General features: G+C 66.9%; 11 protein-coding genes. 6 read left to right on the plus strand and 5 right to left on the minus strand.

What is annotated here, in order from left to right; all coding sequences use genetic code 11:
- On the plus strand, positions 1–1246 hold a 1246-nt coding region (locus tag ABNS06_RS00355), incomplete at its 5' end, for an MFS transporter (RefSeq protein ID WP_348671887.1).
- Positions 1247–1264: 18 nt separating this feature from the next.
- Here the strand turns inward: ABNS06_RS00355 and ABNS06_RS00360 are convergent.
- The 4 genes from ABNS06_RS00360 to ABNS06_RS00375 all read right to left on the minus strand — a co-directional run bounded on the left by ABNS06_RS00360 (position 1265) and on the right by ABNS06_RS00375 (position 5961).
- Complete coding sequence (locus tag ABNS06_RS00360; protein WP_348671889.1) at positions 1265–1864, minus strand: TetR/AcrR family transcriptional regulator; 600 nt, start codon at positions 1862–1864, stop codon at positions 1265–1267.
- Between the two features lie 67 nt (positions 1865–1931).
- Complete coding sequence (locus ABNS06_RS00365) at positions 1932–2951, minus strand: NAD-dependent epimerase/dehydratase family protein (RefSeq protein ID WP_348671890.1); 1020 nt, start codon at positions 2949–2951, stop codon at positions 1932–1934.
- Between the two features lie 207 nt (positions 2952–3158).
- A complete protein-coding gene (locus ABNS06_RS00370; protein ID WP_348671891.1) occupies positions 3159–4325 on the minus strand; it encodes a MaoC family dehydratase N-terminal domain-containing protein in 1167 nt (388 codons plus the stop codon).
- Between the two features lie 34 nt (positions 4326–4359).
- Positions 4360–5961 carry an SMP-30/gluconolactonase/LRE family protein gene (locus tag ABNS06_RS00375; RefSeq protein WP_348671892.1) on the minus strand — a complete coding sequence of 534 codons (1602 nt, stop codon included), beginning with the start codon at positions 5959–5961 and terminating at the stop codon, positions 4360–4362.
- 178 nt (positions 5962–6139) lie between these two features.
- Here ABNS06_RS00375 and ABNS06_RS00380 point away from each other — a divergent pair, with 178 nt between their 5' ends.
- Entirely contained in the window at positions 6140–6898 is a 759-nt protein-coding gene (locus ABNS06_RS00380; protein WP_348671893.1) for a GntR family transcriptional regulator, read from the plus strand.
- Here the strand turns inward: ABNS06_RS00380 and ABNS06_RS00385 are convergent.
- Complete coding sequence (locus ABNS06_RS00385) at positions 6876–8528, minus strand: AMP-binding protein (RefSeq protein WP_348671894.1); 1653 nt, start codon at positions 8526–8528, stop codon at positions 6876–6878. The genes ABNS06_RS00380 and ABNS06_RS00385 overlap by 23 nt on opposite strands.
- 190 nt (positions 8529–8718) lie before the next feature.
- On the opposite strand from ABNS06_RS00385, the gene ABNS06_RS00390 reads away from it, so the two are divergent.
- The 4 genes from ABNS06_RS00390 (at position 8719) to ABNS06_RS00405 (ending at position 12849) form a co-directional block, all read left to right on the plus strand.
- Entirely contained in the window at positions 8719–9510 is a 792-nt protein-coding gene (locus ABNS06_RS00390) for an SDR family oxidoreductase (RefSeq protein ID WP_348671895.1), read from the plus strand.
- Positions 9511–9525: 15 nt separating this feature from the next.
- Complete coding sequence (locus ABNS06_RS00395) at positions 9526–10137, plus strand: carboxymuconolactone decarboxylase family protein (protein WP_348671897.1); 612 nt, start codon at positions 9526–9528, stop codon at positions 10135–10137.
- Positions 10134–11816: a class I adenylate-forming enzyme family protein gene (locus tag ABNS06_RS00400; RefSeq protein WP_348671899.1), complete on the plus strand. Its 1683-nt coding sequence runs from the start codon at positions 10134–10136 to the stop codon at positions 11814–11816. Before ABNS06_RS00395 ends, ABNS06_RS00400 begins: the two co-directional genes overlap by 4 nt.
- A gap of 187 nt (positions 11817–12003) precedes the next feature.
- A complete protein-coding gene (locus tag ABNS06_RS00405; RefSeq protein ID WP_348671900.1) occupies positions 12004–12849 on the plus strand; it encodes an SDR family oxidoreductase in 846 nt (281 codons plus the stop codon).
- The last annotated feature ends 214 nt before the right edge of the window (positions 12850–13063 follow it).

Below are 13063 nucleotides of genomic sequence, written 5' to 3' on the forward strand. Positions count from 1 at the left end.
CTTCATCGCCTACGTCATCGACGGTTTCGACATCGCCGTGATCTCCTTCCTGGCGCCGGCGATCACCGAGGACTGGAGCCTGCCGGCCGGGCAGCTCGGGCTGGTGTTCAGCGCCGGCGTGCTGGGCATGACACTGGGTGCGATGTTCCTGGCCTCGCTGGCCGATCTCTACGGCCGGCGGCTGGTGTCGGTGGCAATGCTGGTGCTCGCGGGGGGCGCGACGCTGGCCGCCGCCTATGCCACGTCCGTGAACCAGCTCGTCGTGCTGCGGCTGATCAGCGGCCTGGGCCTGGGCGCGCTGGTGGCCGCACTGGCTCCGCTGGTGAGCGAGTACAGCCCGCGGCGTCATCGCACCTTCGTGCTGGCGGTGATCTTTTCCGCCGGGCCGCTGGGGCCCGTGATCGGCGGTCTCATCGTCGCCCCGGTCGTGGTCGAACACGGCTGGCGGATCATTTTCATCTACGCCGGCATCATCACCTTCGTGGTCGCTGCCGCGATGGCCGCTGTCATCCCGGAATCGATGGCGTTTCTGATCAAGCGCCGCCCCGATCAGGCGCTGGACCGTGTCAATCGCATCCTGCGCTACATCCGCCAGCAGCCCGTGGAACGGCTGCCGGACGTGGGACAGGCCGTGGTCGGCGAGTCCGCATCGGTGCGCTCGCTGCTGGTGGCCAACCGGCGCGTCACCACGCTGCTGCTGTGGATCACGTTCTTCCTTGCCTTCGCCACCGTCTACTTCCTGACGAGCTGGCTGCCGCAGATCCTGACCACGGCCGGCTATCCGCAGGATCAGGCCATTCTCGGCGCGGTGTTGCTGGCCGGTGGCTCGGTGGTCGGGGCGACACTGGTCGGGTGGATTGCCCGCAAGCGCGCGTTGAACCGCGTGATCGCGGTGACCTTCGTCATCGGTGGCGGGCTGGTCATGCTGCTGGCGGCGATGGTCACGATGGACAGCGCGGCGTCGGGCCTGATGTGGATCACGCTGTTCATCGTCGGGGTGACGCTGTTCGGCGGTTTCACCAATCTCTATACGCTGGCCGTGTCCATCTACCCGGCGCAGGTGCGCAGCACCGGCCTGGGCTGGGCCGCCGGGCTCGGGCGGGGTGGAGCGGTGGTCAGCCCGGCCATCGCCGGCGTGCTCATCGGCTGGGGTGTGGTCGCGCCGGCCCTGTTCCTGATCTTCGCCGTCCCGGCGCTGGCGGCCGCCGGCTGCGCGCTGTTCGTGAAGATGCGGGAGATGGCCTGACGTCGCAGCGGCGCCGGTTCAGAACGGCGGACGCTCTTCCTGTCCGGCCCTGACCAGGGGCGAGACGATTACCCGGTCGAGAATGCCCGCGACCTGTTCCATCGGAACCGGATCGTCCTGACGCAGCCACCAGGCCAGCAGTTCGATGGTGCCGCTCACGGCGAGGTTGACGCCGACCTCGGCCGGCAGCCAACTATCCGGCCAGGTGTTCGACATCGCGATCTTGCGGCACAGCCGCAGGAATTCCTGGCGCAGCGCGGCGGCGGCGCCGCCGGTGAGCAGCGTGGCCCAGAGCGCCCGGTGCTCGTCGACATAACGGCACAGGGTCATCGTTGCCTGCCGGGTGTCGCTGCCGCTCATCATCGGCACCGACAGTTCGACCAGGTTGCCGATCTCCTCGGCCGCGACCTCGTTGAGCAGCGATTCCTTGTCCGGGTAGTGGCGGAAATAGGTCGTGTAGCCGACCGCGGCGCGGGCGGCGATGTCGCGGATGGAGATCTGTTCCAGCGGCGTGTCTTCCAGCAGCTCCAGCAGGGCGTTGCGCAATGCCTCGCGGGTCCGGACCGCGCGTGGATCGCTGGCGGTGGACAGATGCGGCTGAAAGATTTTGCGTGCCATGCCGTTCTTACTAGCCTGCCGGGAAGTGGTCGGTCAAACCCGGCGCCCGGAATCGGGTCAACAGGCCCTAGTGCGCGTTGTGACGGTGATGTTCGGCGTACCAGGCCACGGCGTCGCGCACGGTGTCCTGGACGGGGCGCGGCTTCCAGCCCAGTTCCCGTTCGGCCTTGCCGTGATCCATGCGCTGGAACACGTTGGACAGGTACACGGCATCGGTGCTGACCAGGTAGTCCTTGCGCCGCAGCAGCTTGAGCACGGCTTCGGCGACCCAGGCGATGGCGTAGGCGACTTTCAGCGGAATGATGCGCGGCGGTTTCCGCCCGCCTTCGCTGGCCGCCAGCGTGTAGAAGTCACGGTTGCTGATGAACTCGTTGGCGATGATGTAGCGCTCGCCCAGCCGCCCGCGGGCTTCGGCGCGGACCATGGCGTCGGCCACGTCGCGGATGTCGACGGTGGGCGCGCCCGCCTCGATTGCCACGTTCACCTCGCCGTTGGCCATCTGCCACAGCATGTGACCATGCGGTGTGGGCTGGTAGTCCTGCGGGCCGTAGGTGTTGGCGATGCAGAGCGCCACGCCGGGCAGACCCTTGTCGCGACAGTAGGCGAGAAAGCGGTTCTCGGCCTCGACCCGGGCGAGGATGTAGGCCGATGCATGGTCGGCCCAGTTGAACGGAATGTCCTCGGTCACCGGTCCGTCCGGATTCAGCCCCAGCGTGCCCATGGTGCTGGTGAAGATGAACCGTTCGACTCCGCAGGCCAGCGCGGCGTCCATGCTGTTGACCAGTCCGTCCACGTTGTTCCGGTGGATCGGCGTCGGGTCGGTGAGCCAGAAGCGGGGGTCGACCACGCAGTGGAACACGCTGCCGCAGCCGTCCATCGCGGCGCGCAGCGAATCCGGGTCCAGGACATCGCCGTAGCGGACATCCACGTCCAGGCCTTCCAGCGCCGCCTGGCTGCTGGTCCTGCGCAGCATCACCCGGACCTTGCGGCCCTGGCTGACGAGCAGGCGGGCCGTGTGGCTGCCGACGAAACCGCTGGCGCCGGTGACCAGCACGGGCTTGTCGAGAAAGCTGGCTGCGTCCGTCAAGGGTTGTCTCCTCCAAGGTCACGGACAGGTCGATGTCGCCGGACTGCCGCCCGGCGTCAGGAAATACGGGGCGGGCGGGGCGATCTTGTGGTGCGTATCAATGTACGACGCGAGCGACCGCTTGGCCTGCACCGGGACGCAATGCCACTAGGCCAGGGGTGACGAGGCGCCGCGTCGCGGCCAACGCTGTCCCGCCCGTCCGCCGCATCATTTTTTCGGCAGTTCGATTTCGGCCTTCGCCGTGGCCATGGTGGCGCCGAGCTGGTTGGTCATCTTGCAGTTGACCTGGACGAGGTTGCGGCCCTCGTCGTCGACCAGCTTGTCGATGACATCAGCCTGCATGATGGTGATGTCGCCGGTGAAGGCCGGACCGCGGTACGACGCGTTGGAGTGCACCACGCGTCCCCATTCGCCCGCCCAGCCGGCGAAGTAGTCCAGAATCCAGGCGCCCATGGAGGCGCCGTAGCCGTAACCGCGCGGCATGCCGATGTAGCGCGCCCAGCGCGGGAACAGGTGACCGCGCGACGGGCCGATGTAGGCGCCGTCGGTGAGTTCCGGGTTCTCCAACTCCAGCACCGGGTCCTGTTCCTTGCCGGCCATGTCCTCGGTGAAGCCCAGGGCCTCCATGTCCAGGTCCGTGCGCCGGTGCACGCCGCACCAGATGGTGAACAGATAGGCGCGCCATTCGGTGGTGAAGCTGGCGATGCTGTGCGGGCCGATGGTCCGCGGCGGCAGCGCGTCGCCGACCTGCACGTCGTCCCAGTACCGCTTTCCGTGCCCCAGGTCGTGCAGCATCCTGATCCAGGAGAACTTCTCCTCCTCAAGCTCGGCGAGCTGCTGGTCGGTCCATTCCGGATCTTCCGTGCCATCCAGCGAGCCCATTTCGCGGGCCAGGTCGGCGCGATAGCGAATCGACGTCGAACGTTGCTTGGCGATCAGGTCGCCGTCCTGGTTGTGGTAGTTGTTGTCGCCGCGCTGAAAGCAGGTCGGACCGGCGAACTTGGTCTCCTTCACCGCGTAGTCGTAGGGAATCCGCTCGTTGACGATCATGTCGCCGCCGTAGATGCGCGGACCGTAGAACCACCATTCGTCGCCGCCGAAGATCAGGTGCGAATTGGGAATGCCTCCCACGCAGGCCGGAGCCGCGCCGTGACCGTCGTCGGTGGCGATGGCGAAGGATTGCGGCGCCACCAGCCGACCGAAGCGACTGGCCTCGGCGAAATCGTCGTCGTAATGCAGCCGGTTCGGGTAGTGCATCGCCTGAGCCCAGCGACGGATGTCGATGTTCGCGACCGGGTCGCGCAGCCGGGCCGGCTGGATCGGCTTGCCCATGTGTTGGTCGAGATCGGAACAGTCCAGCGTCAGGTCATTCATGGTCGTTGGGCTCTATCGTTGGAATTCGGAGAAATCAGGACGCCGCGGGACGCAGCGCGAGCACGCTGCCTTCCGCGTCGCCGGCGACGTAAAGCGTGCCGTCGGGACCGGCGGCGATGCCGGCGAACGGGCCCATCGGGCCGGACAGCGGCAGCATGGCGCGTAGCGGTTTCGGCGTGACGCCGGGCGGTGCGCCTACCGGCAGACCGGTGGCGACGCTGCGCCGGGCGCCGGTGGCGAGATTGCACTCGACCACTTCCTTGGCGCCGGTGTCGACGATGTAGAGCAGGCCGTCGACGACGACGATGCCCTGTGGCTGCTGCAGGCCATCGATGACGGTTTCGCCGCGACCGCCGCGGATGCGGACCACGCGACCAGCGGCGGATTCGCTGACCAGACAGGCACCGTCCGCGGTGATCGCCACGCCCATGGGTTCGGTGAGGCCGCGCGCCAGTGTCTCGACCTGGCCTCCGGCGACGGAGTGGACCGAGCCGGTGCCCAGCTCGGCGAAGATCACCGCGCCGCCCGGGGCGACGGCCACGCCCATCAGCCGGTCGTAGCCCTCGGCGATGATGTCGCTGTCCATTTCAGCCGGGCGCCAGCGCGCGACCTGGCCGTTGGCGTTGGTGGCGATGACCTCGCCGGGCGCCGACGCGGCCACGCCGCGGACGTGTCCCGGACAGCCCGGGGTGAACAGCATGCCGGCGGATTGCAGGGTGCCGCCCGGTTGCAGCGTGTAGCTGTACGGACCGTCGGCGATGTACAGCAGGCCATCGGAGCCCATGGCCAGTCCCAGCGGCCAGTTCAGGCCGTCCGGCACCAGCGGGCGGACCTGGCCCGAGGCGAGAATTTCGTTGACCTGGCCGGAGATGCTGGAAACGAACAGGCGGTTCCCGACGAAGCTGAGGTTGTCCAGGCCCGGGGCGAGGCTGGCGAGCGTGGTGCGTTCGCCGGTCTGCGGGTTGATGCGCAGCACCTGGCCGCTGGCGACCTGGGTGGACACGATCTGCCCGGCGGCATCGAACTTCACCGCATCGGGCACGCCCAGATCACCCGCCACCGTCTCCGGCGCGCCGCCATCCAGGTCCACGCGCCAGATCTCGTTGGTGCCCATGACCGGAATGTAGAGCTTGCCGTCCGGGCCGACCTCGATGGCGTTGGGCAGCGGCACGTTGTCCAGCAACACCCGCGGCGCGCCGCCGTTGAGGTCCAGCTCCATGATGCGTCCGCCCGGGCGACATTCGCCGGCGAACAGGCGGCCCTGATACATGGTGATCGGATTGGCGCAGGGGATATCGCCGTAGACCACGCGGGAACTGCCGTCCGGTGCGAGCATGCTGACCCGGCCCTCGGTGATCTCGGTGGCATAGAGGTTGCCGTCGGCATCGAAGACCAGATCATCCGGGCCGACGATGTCGCCGCCCTTGGGGCTGATGGTCTCGATGTCGCCGGAATCCACATCGATTGCGCTGATCTGGCTGCCGGAGACCTGAGCGACGTAGATGCGACCGTCGGGTCCGGTGCGCAGGCCGTTGGCGCCGAACAGGCGGCTGGGCGGCGTCAGGCGTTGCAGGGTCCAGCCATCGGCCAGTGTCGACGGGGCTGTTGCAGTGAAGCGTGCGTTCTGCAGCGCCATGCGGGTGGTCTCCTTGCCGGGCGATCGGAGGACCGACCGCGATTCGATGCGTCCACAGCCTCCGGTGCCCGGAAGCATTTCGTTAATTGTCTGGACTTATAATTGGTTTATGCGTTAAACAAGCGAATTGATAATACATTTTGACTGGTCGCGGCAAATATTTGTCCGGATATATTGAATGGCAACAAGCAAGCAACAGGATGCGGGTGGTAGCCCGCGCGAGCCGAAGTACCTGCAGATTGCGCGGGCGCTGAAGAAGGACATCGTCGACGGTGTCTATCCCGCCGGCTCCCAGCTGCCGACCGAGGAAGCCCTGTGCAAGCACTATTCGGTGAGCCGTTACACCGTGCGCGAGGCGCTGCGCAGGCTGCGCGAGGACAATCTGGTGACCTCCAAGCCGCGCGCCGGAACCATCGTGGTCTCGCGGCCGGCATCCACCTCGTATGCGCAGGACGTGATGTCCATCGAGCAGCTCCTGTCCTGGTCCGAGGACAAGCGCTTCCAGATCGAGACGCTGGAGATGATCGAGGTCGACGACAAGCTCGCGGCCTGGAGCGGGCTCACGGTCGGGGAGCACTGGCTGGCGGTGCGCGGCTGGGGGCACACGGAGGGGCAGGCGACGCCGTACTGCTGGGCCGAGTACTACATCCACCGCGATTTCGCCGGCGTGGGGCGCATGCTGCGACGGCATGCGGGGCCGATCTTTCCGCTGATCGAGGACCTCTACGGCCAGACGGTGGTCGAGGTGCACCAGGAAGTCGAGGCGACGTTGATCTCGCCCATGCTGGCCGCGGGGCTGAAGGTCGAGCCCGCCAGTGCCGCGCTCAGGATTCGCCGGACCTACACGACCTCGGAAGGCAAGGTGGCGCAGGTGACGTTCAGCACGCACCCGGCGGCATCCTACCGGTATTCGATCACGCTGCGTCGGGTCCGCTAGCCATCAACTCGGCGCGGAGCTGATGCTTCAGCACCTTGCCGGCGTCGTTCTTCGGCAGGGCGTCGCGCCATTCCACCTGCTCCGGCGCCTTGAACATGGCCACGCCGCGTTCGCGCAGGAAGTCCGCCAGCGCCCGAACATCCGGGCCCGGGGTCGAGCTCGGCACGATCACCGCACAGGCGCGCTCGCCGCTGTCCGGATCGGGCAGGCCGACGATGGCGATCTCGGCAATGTCCGGGTGCCCGATCAGCATGTCCTCCACCTCTTTCGGGGAGATGTTCTCGCCCTTGCGGATGATGATGTCCTTGGCGCGTCCGGTGACCACCACGTAGTCGTCGTTCACCAGGCATGCGATGTCGCCGGTGCGAAAGAAGCCGTCGGCATCGAAGGCGGTGGCCTCGTCCTCGGCATGCAGGTAGCCGACCAGCATCTGTGGTCCGCGCGCGCAGATTTCGCCTTCGCCGTCGCGTGCCGCGTCGTGGGCGGCCAGCCGGAGCTCGGCCAGCCCGCCGCGGCCATCGGTGTCGGCGGCCAGATCGGCCTCGTCGCGTCGGGTCGCGCCCACGGTGGCGACCGGCACCTCGGTGGATCCGTACACGCGGGTGACGATGGCGCCGTCGAAGTAGGCCTGCGCCCGGCGGATCAGCGACGGCGGCACCGAGGCGCCGCCGCAGACGAACAGCTTGAGATCGGGCAGGCGGGTGCCGGCGCGTTCAGCCGCGGCGAGGATCTGCTCCAGAAACGGCGTCGCGCCGGCCATGTGGGTGCAGTGTTCCGATTGCATCAGCGCCACCGCGGCATCGGCGTCCCAGCGTTCCATCAGCACGGCCGTCGTCCCCAGCAGCAGCGGGGCTTCGAAGGCGTAGATGGAGCCGCCGATGTGCGCGATCGGCGACGGAACCAGAAAGCGGTCGCCAGGGTCGACCAGCCAATGCTCGCGCAACTGACACATCAGCGCGTGAATGGAGTTGTGCGTGTGCAGCACGCCCTTGGGCCGGCCCGTGGTGCCGGAGGTGTACAGAATCATCCGCACGGCGTCGGGATCCGGCGCGGTCAGCGCCCCGGGCGCGGGCGCGGGCGTGTAGGCGAGCAGCGTGTCGTAGGCCAGATGCGGCCCGGCATCGCCGCGCACGACGACGACATGCGGCGGCGACGGCAGCGCGTCGACTACGCGGCTCAGCATGGCCGCGTAATCATGCTTGCGGATCGCCTCCGGGATGAACATGAAGCGGCTGTCCACGTCCTCCAGGATGAAGCGGAGTTCGCGATCCCGCAGCGATGGCAGGATCGGGTTGACCACCATGCCGGCCAGCGTGGCGCCGAGGTAGATCACCGCGGCCTCGTGCCAGTTGGGCAGCATGAACGAGACCACGCTGCCTCGCGGCGCGCGTTGCAGCAGCGCTTGCGCCAGGCGTCCGGCCTGCTCATGCAGCGTCCGACAGTCGAGGCGGATGTCGCCGTCGACCAGCACCGTGCGATCCGGTGTTTGCGTCGCGGCCTGTTGCAGCGTGTCGGCGAGGGTTTCGTGGATCCAGAGGCCGCGGTCGTAGGCATCGGCGGCGCGCGCGGCGTCCCAGCGAATGGATCGACCGGCGACGATTTTTCGGTCTGAACTGGCTTGATTCGGCATGGCGGACCGGTTTTCCTGTTCGATTGATTATTGTACGGACAATAAATGGCGCGAGGCGTTGCGCTCTGCTTCAGATGGAAGCATTCTACGTTTCGAGAGTCCAGAATCCACGGCTCAATGATCTGGACAATTGAACTCATGCATGGACGCGGTGGCTCATGTTGCATGGGTGCCAAGGTGTGGAGGAGACATGAACAAGAGCGCTGACAGGCCGGTGGCCATCGTCACCGGCGCGAGCAGTGGTATCGGCCTGGGTTGCGCCGAGGCGCTGGTCGCGCAGGGCATGAACGTGGTCGGGGTCGGCCGTGATCCGGGCAAGCTCGCGGAGCTGGAGCGCGCGATCGGCGACCCCGAGCGCATCGAAGTCGTGGCGGTGGATCTGACGGCGGACGATGCGCCGCGGCGGGTCGTCGATGCCGCGCTGTCGCGCTGGGGCCGGATCGATTTCCTGGTCAACAATGCCGGGGTCGGCAGCCCGAAGCCGATCCACGAGACCGATGACGAATCCCTCGACTATTTCCTCGGCCTGATGCTGCGCGCGCCGTTCCGGCTGACCCGGGAGGTGTTGCCGCACATGAAGCCGGGTTCGGCGGTGATCAACGTCACCTCGACCTACGCCGTGGTTGGCGGGCTGCGCGGCGGCGCCTACTCGGCCTCCAAGGGCGGCATGACCGCGCTGACCACGCATATCGCCTGCCAGTACGGCGCCCAGGGCATCCGCTGCAACGCGGTGGCGCCAGGCGTCATCCCCACGCCGATGACCATCCAGCGCCTGGAGGACGAGGCGTTTCGCAAGATGAACATCGAGATGACCCCGCACGACCGTTTCGGCAAGGTCGAGGACATCGCCAGCACCGTCGCTTTCCTCTGCTCGGAAGGTGGCAGTTACATCAACGGCCAGACCATCGTCGTCGACGGCGGCTGGAGCTCGACCAAATACCTGTCGCCCTTCGGACTGACCTCCGAATGGGTGGCGCGCTGAAGCGGAGCGCCGTCGATGACTGACAAGCCAGCCCCGCTGTCCCCCGATGACTGGGGCGACGCCGAGCTCGAGGCGCTCGGCGCCTTTCCGGGCGGTCGCGCCTTCGTGTTGTCGAACTGGCCCGACGGCGATCCCAGGGGGCGCAACGTGCTGGGTGCGCTGGTGCATCACCTGCCGCTCGCGCAGGCGTTCCTGACCTTCAACAATCACGTGGCGACCGCCAGTACCGTCTCCAAGCGGGTGCGCGAGCTGCTGATTCTTCGTATCAGCTGGTTGCGTCGCTGCGAGTACGAGTTCGTTCAGCACATCGTGCTCGGCAAGCGGGCCGGATTGACCGACGAGGAGATCGCGCGCGTCCAGGCCGGGCCGGATGCGCCGGACTGGGATCCGGTGGATGCCGATTTGCTGCGGGCGGCGGACGAGCTGCATGACGACGCACGCATCCACGCCGAGACCTGGTCCCGGCTCTCCGAACATTTCGAACCACAACAGCTGATGGACATCGTGTTCGCGGTGGGTTGCTACGGCCTGCTGGCGACGGCGATCAACACGCTGGAGATTCCGCTGGAAGCCGGTGTGGAGCCGCTTCCGAACGAGGTCCGACAGCGCATGGAGGCAGGCAAATGACAATGGAATCGACCGTTCGAGGCGCGCCGCTGGCCGACGAGGCGCTGGGCGCGCTGACCGCCGGCGGATTTTTGCGCGAGGTCTGCGAGACCAACGCCGATCGCGAGGCCATGGTGTTCCACGCACCATCGGGCGAGGTGGTGCGTCTGAGCTACCGCGAGGTCTGGGACCAGGCGATGACCGTCGCCCGGGTGCTGGTCGCCCGCGGCGTCGCCAAGGAAACGCGGGTGGGCGTGCTGTGCACCAACCGTCCGGAGTGGATCATCGCGGCGTACGGCATCGCGCTGGCGGGTGGCACCTGCGTGGCGCTGAGCACCTTCGCCAAGCGTGACGAACTGGAGTACATGCTGCGCGTCGGGGACATCTCGCTGCTGTTCTTCGAGCGTTCGATCGCCAAGCGCGATTTCGCCGATGAACTGACGGCGATCTGCCCGGACCTGGCGACCGCCGACGGCGAGATGCGATCGGCGGCGCTGCCCTATCTGCGTGGCGCGGTCTGCATCGATGACGGGCCGGCGCCGGCCGGGGCATTCGAGTCCTGGTCGGCGTTCATGCAAAGCCCCGACCGGGTGCCGGCGGCGATGGTCGATGCCATCAGCGCCGAAGTCGCGCCAACCGATCGCGGCTTCGTGTTCTTTTCATCGGGTTCCACCGCCAAGCCCAAGGCCATCCTGCACACGCATCGCGCCGCCACGATCCAGTGCTGGCGCTGGCGCAAGATTTTCAATGTTGATCGCGACGTGCGCACCTGGTCGGCGAACGGCCTGTTCTGGTCCGGCAACTACGCCATGGCGCTGGGCACGACCTTCGCCGCCGGCGGCTGCCTGGTGCTGCAGCGCTATTTCGATCCCGGTGACGCGCTACGGCTGATCGAGGAGGAGCGTGTGAGCCTGCCGGTGGCGTGGCCACATCAGTGGGCGCCGCTGACCGAGCATCCGGACTATGCCGGGCGCGACCTGTCCAGCCTGCGCTATGTCGGCGAGATCTCGCCGCTGCGCGAGCATCCGACCGTCGATTCCGACTGGCAGGAACCGATTTACGCCTATGGCAACACCGAGACGTTCACCCTCAGTACCGTCTATCCCAGCGGCACGCCGAAGGCGCTTTGCGAGGGCACCAGCGGCGTGCCGCTGCCCGGCAACATCATCCGCATCGTCGACCCGCTGACGGGCAGGGTGCTGCCGCTGGGCGAGGCCGGAGAGATCGCGGTCAAGGGGCCGACGATGATGCTCGGCTACCTGCGCGTGGCGGCCGAGGACACCTTCGACGAGGAAGGTTTCTTCCGCACCGGTGACGGCGGCTTCCTGGATGAGCAGGGACGTCTGCATTGGCAGGGGCGTTTGAACGACATCATCAAGACCGGTGGCGCCAATGTGTCGCCGCTGGAAATCGATGCCGTGCTGCGCGACTGCCCCGGGGTGAAGCTGGCGGCCACCGTCGGTGTGCCGCATGACACGCTGGGCGAGCTGGTCGTGGCCTGCGTGGTCACGGAAACCGGTCAGAGTCTGGACGAGGGCGCGGTACGTGGCTTCGTGGCGGAACGCCTGTCCAGCTTCAAGGTGCCGCGACGGGTGCTGTTCATCGCCGAGGCCGATATCGAGCTGACCAGCTCGAACAAGGTGAAGACCGCTCCGCTGCGCGAGCTGGCTTCCAGGCGCCTGGAGCCGGCTGCCGCCTGAGCGGGGTTGCGGTCCGGAATGGATTGAATAGTACGGACAAAATGTCGATTCTTTACTTCGAATCGACCTTGTTCTATAACAAATACCGTTAAAAATTAGCGACGCACCGGACATTAAATTGTCCGTACAAAATAACGCGAAGCGACTCAACGCGCCGATTTCGACGCGAACAAAGTGCGAGGAAGAGATGGATCAGAACCTCATGCAACTCAACGGTCGAGTGGTGATCGTTTCCGGCGCCGCGGGAGGCGGCATCGGCACAACGACGACCCGCATGATCGCCGAGGCCGGTGCGACCGTGGTTGCGGTCAGCCGCTCGCAGGACAATCTCGACCAGCACATCCAGCCGATGGTGGATGCCGGACTGTCCGTCGTACCCGTCGCCGCCGATGCGGAAACCGACGAGGGGATCGACGCGGCCATGCAGGCCGCGGCCGACGCGCCCGGCACGCTGTACGGTCTGGTCAATGTTGCTGGCGGTGCCGCGCCCCAGACCTGGATGCGCGCCACCCGCGTGTCGCGCTCGGACTGGCGCGCCCTGTTCGCGCAGAACCTGGAGACCATGTTTTTCATGAGCCAGGCGGTCGCGGCGGAACTGCGCTCGTCCGGTAATCCGGGATCAATCGTGTCGATCTCGTCGATCAGCGGCATGAACACCGCGCCGTACCACATCGCCTACGGCACGGCGAAGGCGGCGATGGTCGCCGCGACCCGCACCCTGGCGGTGGAGCTGGCGCAGGACAACATCCGCGTGAACGCCATCGCGCCCGGCCCGACCGCGACCCCGGCATCGAAGATGTTCATCGATGACGACGAGCAGCGCGACCGTGACGCCATCGCCATGGGGCGGCGCGGCCTGCCGGAGGAGCAGGGCGGCGCCATCCTGTTCTTTCTGTCCGATCTTTCGGCCTATGTCACCGGCCAGACGCTGCTGGTCGATGGCGGGCTCAATCTCAAGTGGACGCATCTGCGTGCGGACAACACATCGCTGTTCCTCAAGAACGAGGACTTCCGTGCGGCGATCCAGCAATGACGCACTGCCTGATTGCCCCAGCCAATCAACTGACGAGGTTGGTATGACCCTAGAAACCCGTGATTTGAAGCCCCGGATCGCGACCGAGATCCGGGCGGACAAGGCGACGCTGCTCAGTGGCGAGCACGCCTCCGAGATTCGCGAGCTGCTGGAGCAGCGTGGCGTGCTGGTGTTCCCGCAGGTGAATTTCACCGACGAGGAACAGGTGGCCTTC

Origin of the sequence: uncultured Abyssibacter sp. (genome assembly GCF_964000955.1) — a bacterium.
GTDB lineage: Bacteria > Pseudomonadota > Gammaproteobacteria > Nevskiales > OUC007 > Abyssibacter.